General features: G+C 42.2%; 22 protein-coding genes. 6 read left to right on the top strand and 16 right to left on the bottom strand.

The genetic code is table 11. The features are described 5' to 3' along the window. Positions 1–3 precede the first annotated feature (3 nt). The 5 genes from IL356_RS14870 (at position 4) to IL356_RS14850 (ending at position 6,659) form a co-directional block, all read left to right on the top strand. A complete protein-coding gene (locus IL356_RS14870; RefSeq protein ID WP_121848318.1) occupies positions 4–630 on the top strand; it encodes a hypothetical protein in 627 nt (208 codons plus the stop codon). A gap of 1 nt (position 631) precedes the next feature. Continuing rightward, positions 632–1,663, top strand: a complete 1,032-nt coding sequence (gene traM / locus IL356_RS14865; protein WP_121848317.1) for a conjugative transposon protein TraM — start codon at positions 632–634, stop codon at positions 1,661–1,663. After that, the gene (locus tag IL356_RS14860) at positions 1,660–2,649 is read left to right on the top strand and encodes a DUF4138 domain-containing protein (protein WP_121848316.1); all 990 of its coding nucleotides are present in this window, start codon (positions 1,660–1,662) and stop codon (positions 2,647–2,649) included. The genes traM and IL356_RS14860 overlap by 4 nt, the downstream gene beginning before the upstream one ends. A 90-nt stretch (positions 2,650–2,739) precedes the next feature. Then, entirely contained in the window at positions 2,740–3,291 is a 552-nt protein-coding gene (locus IL356_RS14855; protein WP_121848315.1) for a conjugal transfer protein TraO, read from the top strand. A gap of 11 nt (positions 3,292–3,302) precedes the next feature. Further along, the gene (locus IL356_RS14850; protein ID WP_121848314.1) at positions 3,303–6,659 is read left to right on the top strand and encodes a TraQ conjugal transfer family protein; all 3,357 of its coding nucleotides are present in this window, start codon (positions 3,303–3,305) and stop codon (positions 6,657–6,659) included. A gap of 27 nt (positions 6,660–6,686) precedes the next feature. On the opposite strand, the gene IL356_RS14845 is transcribed toward IL356_RS14850, so the two are convergent. From IL356_RS14845 to IL356_RS14820, 6 genes are all read right to left on the bottom strand, one after another. Then, positions 6,687–7,175 carry a hypothetical protein gene (locus tag IL356_RS14845; RefSeq protein ID WP_121848313.1) on the bottom strand — a complete coding sequence of 163 codons (489 nt, stop codon included), beginning with the start codon at positions 7,173–7,175 and terminating at the stop codon, positions 6,687–6,689. Between the two features lie 279 nt (positions 7,176–7,454). After that, a complete protein-coding gene (locus IL356_RS14840; protein WP_121848312.1) occupies positions 7,455–7,940 on the bottom strand; it encodes a phosphatase PAP2 family protein in 486 nt (161 codons plus the stop codon). Between the two features lie 55 nt (positions 7,941–7,995). Continuing rightward, positions 7,996–8,778 (bottom strand): M90 family metallopeptidase, encoded by a 783-nt coding sequence (locus IL356_RS14835; protein ID WP_121848311.1) that lies wholly within the window; start codon positions 8,776–8,778, stop codon positions 7,996–7,998. Positions 8,779–8,863: 85 nt separating this feature from the next. Further along, entirely contained in the window at positions 8,864–9,508 is a 645-nt protein-coding gene (locus tag IL356_RS14830; protein ID WP_121848310.1) for a GNAT family N-acetyltransferase, read from the bottom strand. 82 nt (positions 9,509–9,590) lie between these two features. Further along, entirely contained in the window at positions 9,591–9,809 is a 219-nt protein-coding gene (locus IL356_RS14825; protein WP_121848309.1) for a heavy-metal-associated domain-containing protein, read from the bottom strand. A gap of 20 nt (positions 9,810–9,829) precedes the next feature. Continuing rightward, positions 9,830–12,088 (bottom strand): heavy metal translocating P-type ATPase, encoded by a 2,259-nt coding sequence (locus IL356_RS14820; RefSeq protein ID WP_121848308.1) that lies wholly within the window; start codon positions 12,086–12,088, stop codon positions 9,830–9,832. Positions 12,089–12,423: 335 nt separating this feature from the next. Here IL356_RS14820 and IL356_RS14815 point away from each other — a divergent pair, with 335 nt between their 5' ends. Further along, on the top strand, positions 12,424–13,689 hold the full coding sequence (locus IL356_RS14815; RefSeq protein WP_121848307.1) for a thiolase family protein: 1,266 nt from the start codon (positions 12,424–12,426) through the stop codon (positions 13,687–13,689). Between the two features lie 130 nt (positions 13,690–13,819). On the opposite strand, the gene IL356_RS14810 is transcribed toward IL356_RS14815, so the two are convergent. From IL356_RS14810 to IL356_RS14765, 10 genes are all read right to left on the bottom strand, one after another. Continuing rightward, positions 13,820–15,109 (bottom strand): PQQ-dependent sugar dehydrogenase, encoded by a 1,290-nt coding sequence (locus tag IL356_RS14810; RefSeq protein ID WP_380084828.1) that lies wholly within the window; start codon positions 15,107–15,109, stop codon positions 13,820–13,822. Positions 15,110–15,162: 53 nt separating this feature from the next. Then, positions 15,163–16,500, bottom strand: coding sequence for an MBL fold metallo-hydrolase (locus IL356_RS14805; RefSeq protein ID WP_121848305.1), 1,338 nt, complete (start codon positions 16,498–16,500; stop codon positions 15,163–15,165). Positions 16,501–16,619: 119 nt separating this feature from the next. Next, on the bottom strand, positions 16,620–17,132 hold the full coding sequence (locus IL356_RS14800) for a DUF305 domain-containing protein (protein WP_240467933.1): 513 nt from the start codon (positions 17,130–17,132) through the stop codon (positions 16,620–16,622). 133 nt (positions 17,133–17,265) lie between these two features. Further along, positions 17,266–17,496 carry a heavy-metal-associated domain-containing protein gene (locus tag IL356_RS14795; protein WP_121848304.1) on the bottom strand — a complete coding sequence of 77 codons (231 nt, stop codon included), beginning with the start codon at positions 17,494–17,496 and terminating at the stop codon, positions 17,266–17,268. Between the two features lie 371 nt (positions 17,497–17,867). Continuing rightward, positions 17,868–18,434, bottom strand: coding sequence for a helix-turn-helix domain-containing protein (locus IL356_RS14790; RefSeq protein ID WP_121848303.1), 567 nt, complete (start codon positions 18,432–18,434; stop codon positions 17,868–17,870). A gap of 262 nt (positions 18,435–18,696) precedes the next feature. Next, entirely contained in the window at positions 18,697–20,517 is a 1,821-nt protein-coding gene (locus IL356_RS14785; RefSeq protein WP_121848302.1) for an efflux RND transporter periplasmic adaptor subunit, read from the bottom strand. A 37-nt stretch (positions 20,518–20,554) separates the two neighbouring features. Next, complete coding sequence (locus IL356_RS14780) at positions 20,555–20,698, bottom strand: hypothetical protein (protein ID WP_162987835.1); 144 nt, start codon at positions 20,696–20,698, stop codon at positions 20,555–20,557. Positions 20,699–20,728: 30 nt separating this feature from the next. Then, a complete protein-coding gene (locus IL356_RS14775; RefSeq protein WP_121848301.1) occupies positions 20,729–21,433 on the bottom strand; it encodes a PepSY domain-containing protein in 705 nt (234 codons plus the stop codon). A 25-nt stretch (positions 21,434–21,458) separates the two neighbouring features. Continuing rightward, positions 21,459–22,685, bottom strand: coding sequence for a permease (locus IL356_RS14770; RefSeq protein WP_121848300.1), 1,227 nt, complete (start codon positions 22,683–22,685; stop codon positions 21,459–21,461). Positions 22,686–22,771: 86 nt separating this feature from the next. Beyond that, entirely contained in the window at positions 22,772–23,350 is a 579-nt protein-coding gene (locus tag IL356_RS14765) for a DUF2911 domain-containing protein (RefSeq protein ID WP_121848299.1), read from the bottom strand. Position 23,351 lies beyond the last annotated feature (1 nt).

Here is a 23,351-nt window from a genome sequence, read left to right as displayed (position 1 = left end):
GTTATGAAGGGAAAATACGAGATATTCAATGATATCGCCCAAAGTAGAAGGCACAACAACAGGCTCGTCTATAGCTGCCTGATCTTGATGATAGCGGTCTTCGCGATTGCCATCTATTTCGTGGTATCGGCCCATGAGCGTGCTAACAATAACGCCTATGTGCTGCATGGGGGGCAACGCCTCCCCATGGTACCGATTAGGGATGCCAAGGAAAACCTCGAAATTCTTTGCGAAGGTCACGTCCAAAACTTTCATGAACTGTTTTTCTCGTTGGAACCCGATCTGGACCTGATCAAAAGAAACATAGAGGAAAAAGCCTTGTTCATGGTCGATTGGTCAGGCAACCGTTTATATGCCCGTTTGGTCGAAAAAAAATACTTCCATGATGTGGTAATGCGTGACTATCACTACTTTGTGGAACTTGATTCGATTCAGATCGACTATGCAACCTATCCGTTTCCGTTTACTTTTTACGGCAAACAGGCCATAGAAAAAGGCAAATCCACAACGTATAGGAACTTGGTCACTAAGGGGCACCTGAAAAAAGCGGGCATTACCCCAAACAACCTGAACGGAATCAAGATTATCGACTTTGAGGTCGTGGACAATTCCGATCTCGAGCGTAGGTAACATGAAATTCAGTGGCAACATAAAGCGTTTGAAGCGATGGGTCGTAAGGCACAAAAATTTTGCTATGGCCCTACCTTTTATTCTGGTACTGACCAGTTTTTTTGTCATTGAGAACGTCAAGGATTTTCAAATGGGGTTCGGCGACACTACCGACCCCACGAATGGCTTCAATCCGGAACTTCCCGGCAAGGTTCCGACCTTGGAATCCGAAGCTATCGCCGAGCCTTGGAAATTAAAGGACTCAACTGAAAAGAAAAAGGCAGGGAAATCTTCGTCCTTACCGGACATGACCCAAATGGACGATTCGCAAAACGATTCGCTCCAAAGAATCTTGAAGCGATTGGAAGGACTATCCTTGGATACTAAACTCCAGGAAACGATGGAGACCGACCCACCGGATAGAAAGAAAACCGTGGAGAGGGAAAAGAAGAACAGGATGACCGCGGAGGAGCAGAAACAAAAATTCGTGGAGAACCGCTTGGCCTACCGTGAAATGCTGCTGGAGGGAAAAAGGAAAATAGTCGGGGAATCCTTGACCGGCAACCGCTGGCCCCAACAGGAACGGATGCCCGTTACCAAAAAGCCGACCTTCTTTAGGGCAACCGTATATGGCGATCAGTTCATCTTGCCCAATGAGAATGTAAGGCTACTGCTCATGGAAGATATGGTCCTTAGTGATAAACGATTTCCCAAAAATACCTTCATCTACGCTATGGCTTCCATACAGGGAAACAGGGTGTATTTGGATATAGACAATATCGAGCACCATCCGGTCGATATCTCCGTCAGGGACTTCAACGATGGCAGGGAAGGAATCTACAACAAAAGGGCCAGGGAACTCTGGAGGGAGTACAAGGCCGAAATGGGAGGCGATGCACTGCGAGAGGCCACCGACGAAATTACCAGCGGCGCACCGGATGTTTTAAAAGGCATCGCCCAAGGGTTGGGGACTTTCCTTCGAAAAAAAAGGTTACGGGAAAAAGAAAAAATCCTATTGATGGATGACTATGAACTCTTACTGGCAACACAATGAAAATAAAAGCTGTACTTACAATAATTGGGCTATTGGGGTCTCTATCGGTTATGGCGAAAATGGACACCATTCCGGTTTCAAGGAACTATAAGACCATTCTGGTACTGCCCGCCCCTTATGATTTTTCCATTAATGGGAAGGGGCTGAATTTTTTGGAGTCCTTTCCGACGAAAAGTGCTTCCGCAACCTCAGAGCGTATCGTTTTGCTTATCTATAACGATGTGGCACCCGACACCTCCGATTTTACGAACTATACCATTTATACCCGTGACGGTCGTGCCTATGATTTTATCCTGCAACTGGTGGACATCCCCGCCAAGAAGCGATGGACCATAACCACCGACATGGTCGATAACCTCGAAGAGCTATCCCATAAAAAAAGTGCTACTGAATTGGATGAATCCGACTTTGCTTCATATCCTGACATAAAGGAAAAGGAAACCATAGCGGCCACCGAAACAGTTACGGAAACATTGGAAGTTATACCCGAAAAGGAGATAGATGGGGAACCCTTACCGCTTACCCAGGAATTGTATGTCTTGGATCGAATGGAATATATACGGCGGAGATGTTATTACAACCAGTTCAACAAGGGCAAGATCATCCGATATTTTTCAAAATACGATGATGTATTTCTCTGGCTGGAGAACGTGTATTATGAGAATAACGAAATATACCTACAGTTTCGCTTGGAGAACAAGGAACATATAGACTATGATGTCAATTTTATAAGGTTCAGCATCGCCACCAACTACAAGAATAGTTCGAGCAATGTCAAGACGGAACACAAGCCCTTGTTCAGGTATAAAGTTCCCAAAAAGGTCGAGGGGAATTCCGAGAACTATTTTATGGTGGTCTTCGATAAGTTTACCCTTGACCGGAGAAAGTCCCTCGTAGTGGACCTAGATGAAGAAAAGGGCAATAGAAACCTATCCTTGGATATAGACCAACTTGTCATCAATAACCCATCAGGATTTAAATTATGAAAGGCCATAATGCGCATTTATAAGATAATGACCAACTCCAACCGATATAATAAAAAGGCTGTCATCACTGGTTGGCTAAATTTTAATTAGATGAGAACAAAGTTATTTTTCATTACGGTGTTGTTTTGTTTTGCGGGTTCAGCCGTTTCAGGCCAAATGCGGGGCAACCTTGCTTCTTCGGTCGGCGTGAGCGGTGGCTATGTCGAGGATGGTTATGGTATTATGGGAACGTTTAATTTTCATCCCAATCGGTTCCAATATTTTCAGATAAGTGTTTTGGCCGCAATTGCCGAGGACAAGGGTGCCCAAAATATTCCCTATAATATTTTCACTATCCAGCCGGGGCTGTACTATCGTGTATTCATGGCGCCTCGAAGAAAAAATTTTAGTCTCTTCCTTGGTGGCGGTGGGCTGTTCGGATACGAGGTCATCAACAACGGAAGCAATGAACTGCCCACCGGTGCGCTTATCAATGGCAAAAGCCAATTTATTTACGGCCTATATCTCGGTGCGGAAATGGAAATAGGCCTAAGTAACGATTTTTCGCTATTGGTCAAGGCCAACGAATACTACCATGTCAATTCGGACGTGGGAAATTTTTATCCGTATGTCGGCGTCGGCCTACGGTATTTTTTGTTTTAAAAAGCGACGTTATGAAATTCAATACCCCACAACGCATAGTCGCCATAGGTACGCTATGCATGATATTTATAATTGCCTGTAGCAAGGACTTTGAAGGAATAGTGCAGGATTCCTTTGATTTTACCTTTCATGGCACGAACGAGGAAAACGGCTTTGTATTTGAAGCTGTAAGAACGGATTTCAGCTTGGAACCCGATCGGATGGTTTCTACCGTTTCCTATTTCATGAAATATAATATCCTTGACGGAAAAGGCTATTATTTAGGTACGGAAAACGATACCATCCGCGAAAACGATACCATCCCCGTCAAGGATTTTGACCTTTCTTACCGCTATATGCCCATCGATACGGGTATGCACAAAGTCAAGGTATTGGCCTGGGATTCAAACCGATTGCAAAAGGAGTTGGAGTTGGCCTACAATGTCAAGTACGCCAGTTTCAGCTTTCTCTTGGGCAAGGGTACCGGCGATTTCATTATCAATAGCCGGAACCCCGTCAATGTAACCTTGTTACGGGACAAGAACACGGTAGCTCCGGAGTGGGATTCGACCGAGGAATTTGAGATTACCTACCAACTGCAAGATGGTTCGGGCAAGCTTCATTTGGACGATGTTACCTACGATGCTGGAACCCCCTTCAAGTTGCCCAAGGGCGTTACCGAATTTGGCTACTTACCAGAAACCTTGGGCGAGCACAAATTGACCATGGTGGCCAAGGCTCCCGATGGGGCATCCCTCACGAATGAGCTGCTGCTGACGGTCGGAAATGTCAATTTCACGTTCAGGGCAACCGCGGCATCCTCACAGGTGGAGCTGGACACCAACCTGGCAATCAATATTGATTTGCAGACACAGGACGAGGAAAGCGAAGTTACCTATGATATTAGCCATTCCTTTTCTTCCGATAGCCAAGGCGCGGGAACCGTACGGGACCAAAATGGCGGGGTCATGGACCCCGGGACTTTTCGCGGCATTGATCCCGGCAATTATAACTATACCTTTGAGGACGATGAATTGGGGCAGCGCAAAATCTATTTTGATATACGAGACAGCAATGGCCAGAGGAAAAGGGACAGTGTCGAGATCGAGATTGCCAACATTCCCTTCACGTATAGCGGAAATTCGGAAAGCAACCAGGTATTCGTAAACCAACGGACACAGCTTAATTTCAACATTAAATCGAACGGTAACACATCCAATATCGATTATTTCCTGACCTATGACCTAGAAGAAGGAAACGGAAGGGTTACTGGGGTCAATGGAAATACGATCCGGAACAATACCGACTATCCGGTCGACTTGGGTAATTTCCCATTGTTTTATACTCCGGAAACCTTGGGCCCGCATCGTATCAATTTTCTCGTTACGGACAATTACGGGCAAGCGGTCGGACCTGTGGAGATCGATCTGGATGCCAATCCCCTTGAACTGGAATTCAATGCCTCGGCCAATAGCAACGAGGTATTGGTAGGCCAGCGTGGTACGATTTCATTGAGCCTTATCGAACAAGGGGATTACGATGGGGTTTCCTATGAACTGAATTACTTTATTTCAGGTGGTGACGCACAATTGTACAATGGAAATTCGCCAATAATCCCTAGCCAATATTTTTCGGTAAGTCCGGGAAGCTTTGCGTATGATTTCGTTGGGGACCAGGCAGGAACCTACGAAATAACCTTTTTGCTTCGTGACAGCAACGGACAGATTCTTGAAGATAAGGTTACCGTTGTCGTTGGCAACAACGACTTTACGGTCAATATGACCCCGTCCAAGGCTACTGAGTTTTCCAACATTCCGGTGGGTATGATCGTGAATATCGACGAAGTGCCCGACGGAGCGAACGACAGTTACACGGCTTTCTTTTCCTCTAGTCAAAACGGGTCGATGTCCATTAATGGTATAACTTACGGTCCGGGGGAACAATTTCCTTTGGGTGCCGGGGTCAACAATATTTCCTATACCGGATCGGAACCCGGACAGCATAATATCGTTCTCAGTGTCGAATCGGGATCGGACGTTACCCGAACGGCCAACACTACCATCACTTTTGACCAGGTCGACTTTACCTTTACCGGGGGCACCCAAAAATCCGACATAACCGTAGGGGAAACCACTGGCCTCAATTTTAATATTTCGGAAAGTGTCGGGTCTTCGGATTACACCATGCGTTTCAGTATGAACGGCAATGCGCTCATCAGGGACAACAATGGTATAGAGGTAAGCCCCGGGAACAGTTATGATGTCAATACGGGCAACTTTAACTGGACGCTCGAAGGTACCAATGAAAGTACCGTTCGAATGGCTTTCACGGTCCGAAACGATACCGGATTGGAGAAAACCGTGGATATAACGGTAAACGTTGCGGCCAAGGATTACACCTTTACCGCATCGGGCACATTGCAGCAGGCCTATATCGGGGAACAGGTGGATGTTAACTTCAATATTTCCGAAATCGGAATCGGTGGGGACACCTACGTGATGTATTTTTCGGCAAATGGTAACAATGGTTCTTTTGAATATGCGGGCACAAGCTATTCCGCTGGGGAAAGTTTTGATGTACCCGTGGGGGCATTTTCGGGAAAGTATGTCGGAACGACCGAAGGCAACCATAACATCACTTTTACGGTGCGCTCCTCATCAGATGTGGAGAAAACGGCCAATGTCAATATCAACTATGAAAGGTACGAGGAACCGTTCGAGTTAACCGTTAGTCAGGCTCCCGGAGAACGTTTGGAAGAAGAACCCTTTAACATCACGGTCATTACCAATGCCATTGGCACCCATGATCCGGCGGTGACCTATCAAATGACATTTTCTTTCAATGGAAACCGTGTCGGTTATTTCTTTTATGGCGGAAATAGATATGATGAGGGGGAAACAATACCATTGAATTACGGTAGTACCAACCTTACTTTCTATCCTGAGACCCCAAATACGTTTACCATTGATTTTGAGGTGGAGAACTCAACAGGACACTCCAAAAGCGGAAGCACATTTGTTGACACTTTAGGAAGGCCCGTGGCATTGGTCAAAGGGGAAAAGCACAATGTCAGTTGCGGAGGATTGAACGGTTGTGATTATCAAGTCAGGATATATACCTGTTTTGATATCGGGTGCTCGGAGGCCTATGGCGGTGCTACGCTGGACCAGGTGGAAATCAGGATATTCAACCGGAGTACCAACCGATGGGATACCCGATTGTTCAATTACAACGAAGCCACGGGCAGTGGAGTGGATCGATATTTCATGTTGGAAGAGGAACCCCGAGAAAGCCGTTTGAAATATCTTGATCAGGACTTTGAGGTCAGGGTCAGGGATACCAATGGCCAGTGGAGTGAATGGACATCGGGGAAAATTGTTAGAGTATGATCAAAAGGGGGTAATGCAAACCATTTTCTAGCTTCTTTTAAAAGTATACGTTATGACAACATCTTGATTGTCTAAAAAGTCGTCTTGCTCTAGGACTAACCTGTTTTGGCTAAACTCGATGATGGTCATATCATCCCTATTATCGAAACGAAGAATTTCATTATTGATTAATTCGTATTGGTCTTTTTCAACATTGGCAAAGGCTGCTACATCACCACAGCTTAATCCGTTTTCGTTTATAGTATAGGAATCTTTTCCTTCGTCAGCGGGACCATCACTAAAAAAAGTAAGGTTGTCCTTTAAGCATTGGCGGATTTCATTGGTATTATATAAATCTATATTTACCGTACCGTCGCCATTTATATCCACGGCGGTATTGGAATCGATAGCCTCATATTCCCACTGGCCGAACAAAGCTTGCTTCCTATCCGATTCTGCAACGCTGTCGTCGTCGCTATTGCACGAAAAAAATAGCAGTATCGGGAATGCAAGAAAGATGAAAATATTTGGTTTCATTGGAATTGGCCTTGAATTATTACAAATATATCACTAAGGATTACATATTTTAAACAAGAATTTTCAAAATTAATTGTGCGTAGGCAAGATAAATGCATGGAGCGCATTTTTGCGCCTCCATGCTTTTATGCGCGGTGCCGAGGATGTTTAAAAACCGTAGCCGGAAAGACGACCGAATGCGGGCCAGCGTAGCGTGCCCGCTCGGTCAGGCTTGAAGGCGAAGGATTTTCAACTTCCGCAGGCACATGGAAGAAAAGGAAAAAGAAGATACTATTTGTTTCAAAAAGTGAAAACCACTCCAAAAGTTCGATAGCCTTCCAGGTGGCCAGTAGTAAATTCGGTTTTCATCCGTTCTGATTTTTTCCAGCCCAAGGCATCGTTTGTATCTATTTTCTTGATTCGTCGGTTGGCCGCCGCCTTGCCCACTACATATACGATAAAAAGACCTAAGGGATAGTCCGAGGCCCAATGCACCTTACTGCTCATCTTTTCAAAGGCCATGATACCCATTAAAGTATAGCCCATGGGCTTGATCCATTTTATCTCGGGGTAGTTACTAGCAATAACGGTAATGGTCGCCATAAAAGTGGCTACATGGCCCGAGGGCATGGCATCGTAGTTGCACGTTCTTGTTTGATATTCCTTGATACTGGGGAAGAGTGTCCACTTTCCGCCAGGATTGCCACTTTCGATGGCGGGGCCGGGACTCTGCCTTCCGGTTATCCTCTTGATGGTCTGTTTGATGACGCTGATTATACGTGCCATTTACAGCAGCCATACCTTATTTGTTAGTGGACCTTAACTATACTATTTTTTGCAGTTAATTTTTTAAAAGTGCTGGTTCCTGCCTAAAACATTCCACCAGCATTTTATACAGCTCTGGATGTTTCTTTTTAAGTAAATCTGGTCGCTCGAAGAAATACTCTGAAGCTACAGCAAAGAATTCTGCTTGGTTTGTACCTCCGTATTTTCGGATATCAGAATGATTATCATTAATCGCTTCCATTTCCTTATGGATTAAAGTCAACCAAGGAATGGTATATTGATGTTCCAACAATCGCTCTGGAATGCCATCTGTACTATCATCCAGCTTATCAATAAGATGCACAAACTCGTGTATGCCAGTATTGCTTTTGTCGGTTGTGTTTTTGAACCCGTGATGCAATGCTTTTTTCGATAAAATCATCTGTTTTTCGAACCTTCCGTTACCGACCAATCCTCCAATATTTCGCAGTTGTCTTTTGCTGTCGAATTCTAAATCCTCATTAAAATGGTCGGGATATAAAAGTATACCGCTTAAATTAGTGTAATGCCATTCTTCAAAACCAAAAACGGGAATCACGGCACTTGCGGCAATCAATATTTTGTCCAGTTCCTGTAACTCCAGTTGTACTCCGTCGATGGAAACCTCGCTTAAAAACTGCATCATTCGTTGTTGAAAAACTGCCTGTTCACTTTTGGGAAGTTTCCGGTAAAAGAGTACATGATCCATCAGCAACGGATGCCAATGATTTGGGAAGGGCTTTACCTTTTTTTTTCCTATTCCGGAAAAATAATAAACGGCAAGCGCCAATATCAATCCGAATATAATCGTATAAATCATAGTTGATGTAGCGGATAAGGGAATATCATCTGATTTTAATTTTTCCCAGAATAACCACCATATAATAACAAATTATCCGGTTTGATTATTTGGAATAGTCCTTCAACAGAAAATTCCAATGGTATCTTTTTAACAATCCTATGTACAAATAGAGTTTCAACTTTTGGGCATTCAATTTTTTATTGACTTTTATTGATGACGTATTGAAGTAGGAGACAATACTGTAAAGTTCTTCTACGCTATAGTTTTCAAGAAGTTCAAAGCAATGATAACGTAAGTAGGTAGCCAAGTTCTTACCTCTATACGCCTGAAACGTGTAAACATTCAAAAGGTAACCTTCCTTATCTTTTATTTTGAAGGAGCGGCCTTTAAACACAAAATCCTGCAAATCAACGAATAATAGGGCGGCAATCTCTTTCCCTCGCTTGAGACCGATACATATCTGCCCCATACTTAAATTCTGCTCTAATTCCTTGGTTGTAAGCCCCATGATGTTATTCATTATCCCAATCTCGTCCAAACCTATATAACATAATTCATAGTCTTTGAAGCTATCTCGAATCTCAGGTTTTTCGGCTCCATTTTTTATTTCCCTATACCAATAGTAGGGTGCGATGTCCAATCCTATCCGGGTCAGAGCATTTCTAAGGGTGAATAAAAATAGTCCATGGCGTATTCGGTGCCACAATAACTTCGTTTTATAGAATTTGCTTTTTTCCGCTACCTTCATTTTCTTTTCATTTGACTTAAGTCAGTACTGACAGAACGATATCTTTTAGATTGGATATAAATTTATTATAGGCGTTTGGTGATTAACGAACATCAACACTTTCCGCGTTAAACCCAATTTTCTGCAAGGTAGCTTTTACATCTTCTTCGGAAGCACCATCGCTTTCTATGGTTAAGATTTTATCAGGATTGGCGGTATCCACTTCCCAACTTTCAACACCCTCTTGTTTGTTTAAAAATGGGGTTACTTTAGAGACACAACCACCACAATTGATATTTGTTTTAAATTTTAAAGTTTTCATAGTTTCTGAATTTATAATTATTAAAGTCTTATTCGTTTTAACCGTAGGCTATTAACTACAACCGATACACTACTGAATGCCATTGCTGCTCCCGCAATCATCGGGTCTAACAAGAACCCATTTACGGGATACAGAACTCCTGCCGCGATAGGTATTCCAATGATATTATATATGAATGCCCAAAACAGGTTCTGACGTATACCAAAAACCGTTTTTTTTGATAGTTCCAACGCTTTGGGAATGGTTTGCAAATCTGAGGTAATCAAGGTCATCTTTGCCACGTCCATTGCGATGTCCGAACCTTTACCCATTGCAATACTTACATTGGCTTGTGCTAAAGCATGAGAATCATTGATACCATCGCCAACCATAGCTACTATCTTTCCTTCCGATTGTAATTTTTCAACAAAAGCTGCTTTCTCTGAGGGCATTACTTCTCCTTGGTAGTTGGTTATCCCTACTTGTTGTGCTACTGCTGCTGCAGTTTTATTATTATCTCCAGTAAGCATATAGACCTCGATACCCCTTTCTTGAAGCGTTGCTATGGCCTTCTTTGAAGTTTCCTTAATCTTGTCCGCAATGGCGAGTATCGCCAGCACTTGTTTTTCATTAGCAAAAAATATGACTGTTTTTGCTTGCTCTTCGAGGCTTTCTGCTGTTTGCATTAAGGAGGCATCGATTTGAATATTATTCTCAAGCATTAATTTATGGTTTCCCACATAATATTTTGAACCGTCCTTTATTTCAGCTTGAACGCCTTTTCCTGTAATACTTTCAAAAGAAGCAATTTCAGCTTTTTCAATATCTTCTTCTTTCAAAAGGTTGACCACCGCTTCCGCCAAAGGGTGTTCAGATTGTGCTTCAATTGCTAAAAGAATTTGTTTGTATTTCTTCGTGTCTTTATTATTCTCAGACCAATGAATATCCGTCACTAATGGTTTTCCTTCGGTAATGGTACCCGTTTTATCAAGAATGACCGCATTCACTTTATGGCCGAGTTCTAAACTTTCGGCATCTTTTATCAGGATATTGTTCTCGGCTCCTTTCCCAATACCCACCATTATAGCTGTAGGTGTTGCCAATCCTAATGCACAGGGACAAGCGATAACCAATACTGCTACAGAGGTCAATAACGCCTGCGCAAATGCATCATCGCCTCCTACCAACATCCAAACGATGAACGTAATGATGGATATACCCAATACGATGGGAACAAAAATACCGGCAATCTTATCGACCAATTTTTGAACTGGAGCCTTACTTCCCTGTGCTTCCTGCACCATTTTGATGATTTGGGAGAGCAAAGTTTCCCCGCCTACTTTTTCAGCGGTAAATTGAAAACTTCCTTTTTGGTTTACCGTACCCGCAAATACTTTTCCACCACCTGATTTTTCCACGGGAACAGGTTCCCCTGTAATCATACTTTCATCTACATACGAGCTGCCTTTGGAAACTTCCCCATCCACAGGAATCTTTTCTCCTGGACGAACTAAAATAGTTTGACCTACTTGAACCGAGGAAATAGGAATTTCTTTTTCTTCCCCATGCTCAATGATTTTTAGTGTTTTGGGTTGTAATCCCATCAGTTTTTTAATGGCCGAAGAGGTGTTTGATTTGGCCCTTTCTTCCAATAATTTTCCAAGGGAAATGAACGTAATAATGACCGTGGCCGCTTCGTAATAGACGTGTGGTTCAATACCACGGCTCAGCCAAAATTCAGGAAAGAGGGTGTTGAAAACACTGAACAGAAAAGCGATTCCGGTACTCAAGGCGACCAAGGTATCCATATTCGCCTTCCCGTGTTTGGCCTGCTTGAAAGCATTGATGAAAAAGCTACGACCGAACCAAAATAAAACAGGAAAAGTCAATACCAAGGATATCCATTTTCCAGGTTCCCAATGCATAAAAAACATTCCCAAAATGAAAATGGGAAGGGTCAGAATCGCTGACCAGATAGTACGGTTTTTTATATCATAATAATGCTTTTGCCGAAGCTCCTCTTGTACCTCCGAAGGGTCTTCAGCATTTATGATAATGTCATAGCCCACCTGACGTAAAGCGTTTTGCAATTTTTCTTCGGTAACGTTCTCATCATAATCTACGAGTACCGAGCTGCTCGCAAAATTAACAATGGCATTATTGACACCTTCAGTATGCGACAGGATGGATTCAACACTTGATGCGCAGGCCGCACAAGTCATTCCCGTGACCGGAAACGATTTTTTGATATCTGATTTCTTGGTTTTATCCTTTTGCTCCAAAACAGTTGTGGTTTCCATAGCTTTATCTGAATTACTTTATGCAAAGTTCGGAATTGTTGCCGCCAACCGTGTTACGAAATTTGCTGAAAGAGTTGTAGAATTCTCGGAAGAAACAACTGACCATCGTGCAAAAATCTACATAAAGTTTTTCGCCTCTTGACCACAGGCCTCGACTACTCTTATCAATGGCTGTGACAGGTAAAAAGAGTACTCCCTCTTTCCAGCGATAGTAGAAGTCTCTGCAAAGCTTTACTTGTTGCATTAAAAAGTTGCTTACATACAATAATCTTATGCTTTAATTATTTTTCATAGGACCATTTTTTCCTAATTTAAGGCTTAATAGAATTACTACTATGAAAAACTCTAAAAGTGAAATTTGGTTAATCGCCGGATTGAGAACACCATTTGCAAAAGTCGATAAAGAGCTTAAAGATAAAGATGCTCTCCAATTATCGATTCCCGTTGTTCAAGAAATGATAAAATGGAATTCCATTTCCCCCAATCTCTTTATCTGGGGTTCGGTAGCGCCGAATCTTGGCTACAGCAACCTTGCGCGAGAGATACTTATGGATGCAGAATTGGATCAAAGTATTCCAGCGTTTACCACTATTATGGCCTGCAGTACCAGTATGATGGCAGCCATTGAAGCCGCTGGATTGATAACCGAAGAGGAGGTTGCCCTAGTGGGCGGCGTCGAAAGTATGAGTCGGGTTCAACTAGGACTGAACCAGAATTTTTCCGACTGGCTGCGGAGGTTGTTCCAAAGCAAGACACTTGCGGATAAATTTTCAAAATTGAAAGATTTGAGTTTTGGGGATATACGGTTGTTTATCCCGAGTGTTACCAACAGAACTACTGGCCTGAGTATGGGCGAACATTCCGAAATTACCACAAAACGCCTTCAAATAGAGAGAAGGCGGCAAGACGAGATTGCCCTTAACAGCCATCAAAATTATATTAGGGGAAGAAATAATGGTTTTTTTGATGATTTGATTTTACCGCTGGATGGCATTAAAGAGGATAAGATTCCTCGGGAAAATACCAGTTTGGAGCAGTTGGCCAAACTCAATCCAGTATTCGATAAGGAGTCGGGCAACGGTTCATTGACTGCCGGAAATTCTTCCTTATTGACCGATGGTGCCGCAGGTTTATGGGTATGTGGTTCAAAAGCAAAAGAGAAATTTTCTGACAACTCCTATGCTACTCAATTGGTAGACTGGGAAATCGCCGCCGTAAATATTGAAAAAGAAGGACTGTTGATGGCCACTACTTTTGCCATACCCAAATTGTTGGAAAGACATAAACTTCGTTATGACGAAATTGACCTATGGGAAATACACGAAGCATTTGGGGCACAGGTGGCTGCTAACGTTCAATTACTTGAAGATAAAAATCACCTTAAAAAGGTGGGTGTTTCATTCGACTTTGGAGCGTTCCCTTGGGCCCATCTCAATCCAAATGGAGGAAGCATTGCCGTTGGTCACCCTTTCGGAGCAACTGGTTCAAGAATTATTAACCAGGCCATTAAGGAACTGGCACAAATGGGACCCGGCAAGAAAGCGGTGGTCAGTGTCTGTGCCGATGGTGGACTGGGAACGGTGATGTTATTGGAATCCTGACTAATATGTTTGGTTTATATCAGCGTATAAATAAAGGATACTCAAAAGGTTTCTTAAATCATTTACCGGAGGTTGTGCATCTACCATAAATAAAAATACTTATTTAACGGCAAACCCCATTGAGAATCGCTCACATACCGCGTTTACCGTCCCAACTGATTCTCCAGATCGTATTGGTCACATCATCGGTTATCAACATCGATCCATCGAGTAGTACGGCGGCACCCACGGGTCGGCCATAGACCTCATCTTTTTTGCCGTCAACAATAAAACCCGTTAAAAAGTCTTCAGGTTTTCCAGTTTGTTCTCCGTTCTCGAAAGGCACGAAAACCACTTTATAGCCTGATAAAACCTGTCTGTTCCAAGAACCATGCTGCACGACAAAGGCTCCGTTCCGATACTTGTCAGGAAAGGAATCGCCCGTGTAGAACGTCAATCCCAAAGATGCCGTATGGGGGCCAACGTTCACATCGGGCAGCAGTGTATTCTCCACTTGGGCCGAAGGCACCCATTTTACCCTTGGATCTTCATTTTGCCCATAGTACACATAGGGCCAACCATAAAATCCGTTTTCGCGGACACTGGTCAAATAATCTGGTACGAGGTTGTTGCCCAATCCGTCGCGTTCGTTGACCGCCGTCCACAAGTCTCCGGTAATGGGGTTCCAATCCATACCCACGGCGTTTCTTAATCCGGAAGCAAAGACCCTTAATCCGGAACCATCGGGGTCGATCTCCAGAATGGCCGCCTTCATGAATTCGGCCTCGGCCCCTTTCTCCCCGACATTTGAGCCACTACCGACCGCTATGTATATTTTTGAACCGTCCTTGTTGGCAATTATATTGCGTGTCCAATGTCGATTGGCCTTTCCTGCGGGCAAGGTCGTAATTTTTTCTGCTTTTCCCGATAGTTGAGATTGGCCGGGCTTGTAAGGAAAACGTAGCAATCCGTTGGTATTGGCCACATAGAACCAATCATCCAACACAAGCATTCCGAAGGGTTGATTGAGTTCCTTTTCGAGAAATACGGCGCGTTCATCGGGAGATCCATCCTTGTCTACATCGCGGAGCAAGGTTATCAAGTCGGCACTGTTCTTAAAGCTTTTCGACTTTGATGCCCCGATGAACCATGCCCCGATTTTTTTCCAAAGCGGATAATTCGAATTGCTTTGCGCCACAAGTACATCGCCATTCGGTGTAACGTACATCCACCTTGGATTCTTGAAACCGTCAGCATATTTTGTAACGGTAAAACCTGGCGGGGCTTTTGGGGTCCTTCCATTTTTCCAGCCAATGACATTGCTATAGTTGGAATAGGACTTGGATGCCGATATCGGCGGTAGCGAATCGACGGTCTGCGCATTTGTAGTTGCCAATACTAGGAGTGAAATGATTAAACCTGTAAAAAAACGTGTTCCCATAGCCATTTAAAATTTTGTCTTACATCATTTTTACATAAGAAGTAACAAATAGGTTATTTCAATTTTTCGATAGTTTCGCCAAGATCAAATACTTTTACGTCGTTCAACCCATTTGAAAGTATGCTGCTTCCGATCGCACTTCTATATCCACTGCCGCAATGGACAACAATGGGTTTGTCAGTGGGAATATCCTGAATTGAATTCCTTAGTTCGTGAAGGGGTTTGTTCAAAGCATCCTCAAAAATTTTCTTTTCCCTTACCTCGTCCGTATTTCTGACATCGACAATGGTGTAATCATCCAGGTTAAGAAAAAAATGCTTGATGTCCAATCGTTCGTTTTTGACCAAGTTTGCCTTCGGCAGGGTAGTTATGGCCTTGAGTTGATTTTCATATCCGATCTTCGCCACCCGCTGGGCGATGGTCTTTACACTTTTTGGAGAATCGACAACCAGATGAAATTCCTCATTTGGTTGGATTATAATACCTAACCATGTTTCAAAAGAGGATGCTTCGCCACCCTGCATAATATTGATACTCTGTGGCCAATGACCTTGTTTAAACTCGTTTTCATCACGACTATCAACAATTAGGATATTATCTTTTGGGGTTTCGGCGTTGAGATGAATAGGGATTTTAGCGGTTGCCATATCAATCGATTCAACTTTCTTTTTGTTCATAGCTACATCATGTTTGAAATAGGCCGGTATGAACGGTTGGTCTTCAAGGAGTTCTTTGACAAACTCGTCTTCATTTTGATGGCCAAATGCCCAGTTATCCTTTCGCTCCCTACCTAATGTGCTACTGCTATCTGCCGACATGCTTTTGCCGCACAGGGATCCCGCCCCGTGGGCGGGGTAAATAATGGCCTCATTCGGTATTTTTTTGAATTTAGTTCGAATTGTGTTGAACATTTCACGGGCCAGTGCTTGCTTTTTTTGCTCTTTGTCATCTTCATTTCCGCGCAGGTCCGGGCGTCCGACATCCCCGATCAATAAGGTGTCCCCCGTAAAAAGTGCAACCTCATTTTCATCTGTGGCAAGAATGGAAATACTATCGTATGAATGCCCAGGAGTATTTATGGCTTCTAGTTTGGTATTGCCCACGAATATGGCACTGTTCCCATCAAAACTTTCGAAAGGGTATTCAGCTTCCAATCTGCTGCTGTTATAGATCGTAGCACCTGTTTCTTTGCTAATTTGCCAATGTGAGCTTACAAAGTCTGCATGGGAGTGGGTCAATAGCACAACTTTGATCTTAGCATTGTCTTTATGCGCAAGGTTATAATAGTGCATCGGGTCGCGATCGGGATCGATTATCGCCATCTCCCCTTCGCTCAGCAGTACGTATGAATAGTGGGAAAGTGGTTCATATTCAAATTGCTGTATTTTCATAAAAATTTTATGTGTTTATAATTTAACGTCCGAAATGCCTTCGTTTATTCTCCTGTATTTTCGTTTTTTCCTTTCGAAAGTAAAAACTGTTATTACCTCCTGACATTCACTTTTCCGTATCAGTCAAGGTTTGTTGTTTCTTCGGTAAGCGATCCTTCAAATTTGGGAAGCGGACGCTTTTCCTTTTCTTCTTCTGTTTCTACTATCCCATTTTCCTTGATATCGTTAATCAACCATTGCATTTCCATTATTTCCCGACGCTGCGCTTTGATGATTTCATCGGCGATTTCCCTTACCCTGATATCTTTTATTTGAGATCGTTCACTAGTTAGGATAGCGATGGAATGATGGGGAATCATACCTTCCATATAATCAACACCGGTAACCGTAACCTGACTCCTGACCAGCCATATTCCGCCTGCAATCAGCAAAACGCCCAATGCCAGGATGGCAATATTCTTATTGCGGTCTTTGTACATTTGTAGCATATACAGCAGCATGATAATAACCATGGACCCGCCCATGATCAACGTCATAAAGAACCTGGTTTCACTATACCAGAAGTGATCGATAATCTGATAGGAGTGCGTGTACATTAAAAAGAACATCGCGACCATTGAGGTGCCAATCATTGCGAAGAACTTTAAATACTTATCTGTTTGTTTTTCCTTGTTTTCCATCGTAAAATTGTTTTTTGGTTATTATTAGAATTTCAATTGTTTGTAGCTATCATACAAATTACCGCATAACTATATAGGCATTGTTTTAGTTTTGTTCAACACTATTCTTAAGTTGTATTTTATATTGATCGCCGGTATTTTTAAGGGCATTTTGTAAATTTCCCAAAGGCACTTCAAATTGCGACTCTACCGTTGCTTCGGCATTTTTCAAATCGACCGATACATCGGCTACTCCTGCGACATTTAGAATTGCTTCTTCTACATGATCTCTACAACCGTTACAGGTCATTCCCTTTATTTCATATCTTTTTTTCATGACGTAATTTATTTCAGTTTTTTTCGTGAAACCGGAAATTTTCCGATTTCGTAAGTATTTATTACTTTTTAATTATTTTCTGCACGCTAAAGGCCTTCATGATTTTTTCGCGAAAAAGAATTCATCACTTTGGCCAACCGGCGATAACCAATTTGGTTATTCTATTCATGGTTCTGAGTTATTCTTTTGTGCTACACCAAACCATTAAAAGAATGTGCATAATGAATAGTACTCCAAAATAATGCTTACAGTAAAAATCATATGTTTCTAATAAAAAAAACATTGACCCATTTGAGAATTGGGACATTCATCTAAAGCAACCCGACATAAGCGTTTCTTTGCGAACTTATGGCAAAACCTTATAGTAGAAATTATATGTCATCCAACGATTTCCTGTTTTTATCTATACTTTTTTTGAATTGCGAAGGGGTCATTCCCGTTACCTTTTTAAACTGGTTGCTTAAATAAGCCACACTGCTGTACCCCAGGTGATAGGCAATTTCGCTCAAGGTAAGTTCGTCATACACCAATAATTCCTTTACCCTTTCAATCTTTTGGTTGATGATATACTGTTCAAAAGTGATGCTTTCCACGGATGAAAAAAGGGAACTTAAGTACTTGTATTCAAGATGGAGTTTTTCGCTTATATAGTCCGCCCATTTAATATCCAATCCATCGGAAGAGTGATGGATTTTGTCCACGACCAAGGTTTTCATCTGTTCTATAAGTTGACTTTTACGGTCGTTTATCAAGCTGAATCCGGATTCCTGAAGTCCTATGGACAAGGCCAATTTTTTCTTTAAAGCAAGTGTTGCAGGCAATTCCACTTCTCCCAATTTTATAGATACATATGGAATTTCCAAATCCTTCAAAATATTGGATACTGCCGCTATACATCTGGGGCAGACCATATTTTTTATGTGGATGATGTTGCTCATGTTATTCCGGTTTCAACTTCTATCATAAGGAAAGTTACTATGAAAATGCATTGATAATTACTAATATAGTGGCTATAAGAAATAATAGCACTATCGCCAGTATTCCGTAAATTTTATCTTTCTTATCGATATTGTTTTGCGGTTTTTTTCTCTCTTCCTTTCTCCTTTTCCTTCTGTTCTCGCTCATCGTCATCCGACTTTTTTAAAGTAAAAAAGCGGAACTTAGTACCTATTGGCCACATCCGCCTTTTACGGAAATTAATTATTCCAAAGTAGCTTTTACCTCTCCACAGGTCATCATCGCTTCTCCATAATATGGGTTTCGAATCTCCTTTTCCAGGCTTAGCCAATTGGCTCCCTTATTGCTATCTGCCATCGGGCAAAAGCTGTTGTACACTTTTTGATTGACTCCAAAAAGCTGAACACCGCTGATCAAGTGGGCCGATAGATGTTTAAAGTGGTCCCTTTGCTCCTTGATCTCAGAAGTGCTGGCCATTGCATTGGACGATGCTTTGAGCTCTTTTTGAATGGTCATCCAATGATCATGGGCCTCTTTGTCTTTTAGCAACTTCATATCGACTTTGGCCAAACTTTCTTCCATTTGTTTTGCTTCTTTTTGTGCGGCCGCGCCATCATCATTTACCAAAGCATCCTTAACATCTATATAGGCTTCGAAAACCTGCTTCAACTGACCTTGAAACTCACTTGATACTTCAATCCTTTTTTTCATCTTAGAATGGTCGGTGCCCGTACTTGTTGAGGGTTCCATTTTATCTCCTTCCTGCATACCCAAATGACCCTCATGCCCGGTCATGGTTTTGCCTCCCTCTGCGTTCATCATCGATTTTTTACCCTGTAACTGTGCGGCCGCATCAACGGTAAATGTTCCGTTGGTCACAATTTGATCCCCCTTTTCAAGCCCGCTAATTATTGTATAGGTATCGCCATTGGTACTTCCAAGGGCAACTTCGCGCATTTCAAAGACAGGCTCATTGGGATTGGTCTTTACATAAACCACCGATCGTTCCCCTGTCCACATTACGGCACTGGCCGGTATGATAACGGTATTCTCCATCTGCATTTCGGCAGCATTGATCGTACCTTCCACGAACATACCCGGCTTCAAGAGATTATCCTTATTGTTAAGTATTGCCCTTACCATGACCGTTCTTGTAGAAGAATTAAGTAACGGGTCTACAAAGGATATTTTTGCCGTAAATTCTTCATTGGGATAGGCATTCGTCGTTATCTTGACCTCCTGACCCTCCTTCAACGATGCTATCTGATTTTCATAGGCATCGAATACCGCCCAAACGGAATTTAAGTTGGCAATTTTGTACAAAGGCTGCCCTTGTTTTACATAATCTCCTTCTTCAACCATGATATCGGTAATCGTTCCTGAAACTGTGGCATAGACTGGAAAGTTTTCCTGCACTTTGCCCACTTCTTCTATCTTATCTATTTGATTGTCAGAAAGCTTCCATAATTTTAATTTATTGCGAACGGCATTGTATAATGCCGGTTGCGATTCCTTCATGGATGCGGCCGTCAACAGCTCTTGTTGTGCGCTTACCAATTCTGGGGAATAGATGGTTGCCAAAAGTTTGCCCTTGGCAACGTTCTCTCCGGTATAATTCACATTTAGCCGTTCAATGCGACCCGCAAAATATGTAGCTTGGGTAGCATTGGCTTCTTCGTTCTCGCGAATCTTTCCTGAGAGTTTAAGTGAACTCCCATCCGAACCACCTGTACCAACGGTAGAGGTGCGTATATTGGCCAAGGCCAAGGCGTTGTCCGTCATTTTTATTTCATTGGCACTAAGCCCCGTCTCTCCGGTTTCAGCAGGAATGAGATCCATACCGCAGATTGGGCAGTCTCCCGGTTCGGGTTGCATAATCTGTGGGTGCATGGAGCAGGTCCACATCTGATTCTCGGATTCTCCGGAATGGTCATGGCTATCGGACATATCCGAAAGATCTTTTATAGCCGATTGATCGGCCTCAGCGTTTGAGAAAATAAAATATCCCCCCAATAAACCGACCGCTAAGGCGGCTACTACAATGTAAATGATGTTCTTGTTCATGATATTGAAGATTGAAATGTTATTGTTTCTTAAAAATTTATACGGATTCACTAATAGTTTTCAAAACCAGTACAATGAGCGTATGTACTATAAAAAGTATGATAATGCCCGCTAAAATATAGGCGCCTTCCTTTTCAAATGGCACTTTTCTAATCTCGCCGTTCGGGTTTTTTTCTTCCATAAATTACGTCTCCATTCATTAAATTACTTTCTAAATCTGTTTTTTTATCTTTCGAATAGATGGCGATGATATATACCATAGGACAAAGCCGCTCAACACGGTTATTAGTCCCAAAAGCGAAAATGACCTTAACAAAAGGGTGTTGAAATTATCTCTTGTGTCATAGTCCATGGTATGGGTCATCCACAGAAAGTCGAACCAGCGCCAATCTCTATGCCGCACCGTTTGAAACGCCCCATTTTCGACAGCCACATAAGCCTTTAAATTTTTTGGTGTTTCATACGAAATCTCATAAGCCGGTAGGGGACGTCCTCGATATTCGTGGTGGTCTCCGACTTCTTCTATCCTTTTTATTGCGGCTATTTTAAGCTCTGGAAGTATATATCTTTGTGCTACCTCTCGGGCTTCTTCTTTAGTGATACCGTCCTTTTCCTCTCCTGTTTTGGCATTATAAAGCTTTGCTTCGTTTATCCAATAGTAAGGTTCTTTTGCTATTTCCAATAATTCCAGCGTTTGGATGGGTTGCTTACTATTTAATTGGCCTGTACCCAATAAATCTGAAAAAGCCGTCTGTTTTGGCTTCTGGTTTTTGAACTGGTCGCCGTGTATCTCATCAATATCCGTCCAGCTAAAATACATACCGCTAATCGTCCACATCAGGAACTGAATACCCAAAAAGATACCCAAGTAACGGTGGGCTTTTCGAATCCATTTTGCTGTTTTGCTGTTGACCATATTTGTTTTATTCTATATCCGAATTTTAGTTCACTAAAAATTTTACAATAAGTCCCCCAGCGAGCCATATATAACAGATGAAGGCTGCATATTTTAAAACACTTTCCAACAATGGACTCTTGGGTGCCATCTCGCTCATTGAATGTTCTACATCTTTTTTCTTGAAAAAACCCAGATAAACGAGATAGGCTGAAATGATGAGAAAAGCAACGTTCAAGAAAAAGGTATAATCAATCTTGAAAAATTCGCTATCCTGAATCTTCACCTGTGATGAATCTGGTAGTATATTCAATGCATCAAACCCATAATGCAGCGTCAATGCCGTACCAATTAATGCTGTAAACAATAAAAACGTGATAAACAATGACATTTTCCAACCATAATACTTTGCATTGATTCTCAGTACTGGAAAAACCACCAAATCACTAAAAATAAAGGCCATTACGCCAGCAAAACTCACGCCTTTTCCAAAGAGCAAGGCAGCTAACGGAATGTTGCCCATTGAGCCAATAAAAGTCAAAAATGCGGCGACTGGCCCAACAACGATATGTTCCAGAATTTCCAGAAATGTGAAATCTGTATTACCCTGACCGCTATTGATAAATAAGGTCTTAAAGAACGAATCTGGCACAAAAGCCGCTGTTATACCTGCAATGGTAAAACCTACGGTTACATCCTTCCAGACCATTTGCCATTCCATCTTATATTTTTTGGCAACGCGCGCCCAACTGTCTTCGTTCTTGATTTGTTTCTTCCAATCTTTGGAACCGTCCATCTCATCATCATCTTCATTTTCGAGATTTTTTCGTGCTTTCTCAATTAGTTTTTTAGGATTGATGAGTCGTATCAGAATCCACGAAATACCAATCAAGAGAATACCACCTACATATTCGCCCACCACGAACTGCCATCCTAAGAATATGGAAATAATAATCCCCAATTCTATGACGAGATTGGTCGATGCCAACAGAAAGGCAATGGAAGACACAAAACTTGCCCCTTTCTTAAAAATAGATTTTGTACCTGCCAAAGCCGAAAAACTGCACGAGCTACTTATAAAGCCGAAAAACGTGCCCAAAAGCACACTTTTGCCTTCATTTTCGCCCATTGTTTTTTGCATCCGCTTTTCGGTCACGAAAATCTGTATCATACTACTGATGATATAACCCAAAATGAATGCCCAAAGCGCCATCCAGAAAAATCCGGTGGTCGTATAGGCGGCTTCGCCCCATTGTTTTAAAAATTCGTTCACGGTTTAAACTGTATTAGTTTTTTATTCGTTGATGATACACGTGTTTTTAATTTCTTTATCATTGAGCTTTGGTTGACCATATCTTGCTATTTTACTTTGAATGGAATTACTACTTTAAATTTTTCCCAAGCTAATGTTATGTCACCTTCCGTATCACTAATTTTATTGATATTATATTCTAAGTGTTCCTTCAGGCTATCCGCAATAATCGGTGTCACCTTAAATCGTATTACATCATCTTTTTCGTCATATTCATCCTTTCCGTGCTGGTTCCAATTGGAATTTAAAATGATGGTCCATTCTTCTTTTGAAGGAATGGTAAAAAATCCATATTTACCTGCTTTCAGTTCCTTACCATCTATTTCTAAATTCGTATCTGTCTCTATCCACGTAGCCATATGTGCCCCAGCTTGCCAGACTTGGTCATACGCCAGCAAACCACCAAAAATCATCCTGTCCCTAACCCCTGGCGATGAATAATCAATATGGATGTGCGCATTACCAATGGTCGCCATTGCAAAGGTGTGGGGGCTTAACACTTTTTTTGGCGGTTGTTCTATGGTTGTTTCTTTCGACTGTTCCGGCAATGGCTCGGTTTTCTTCTCTTTACAACTGATAATAAGAAGAAGACCGAACACTATACTAATTGAAATATATCTACTCATC

This window comes from Euzebyella marina, from assembly GCF_014855515.1.
GTDB lineage: Bacteria > Bacteroidota > Bacteroidia > Flavobacteriales > Flavobacteriaceae > Euzebyella > Euzebyella marina.
The sequence above is the reverse complement of the archived record's forward strand: the minus strand, read 5'-3'. Positions and strand labels throughout refer to the sequence as shown.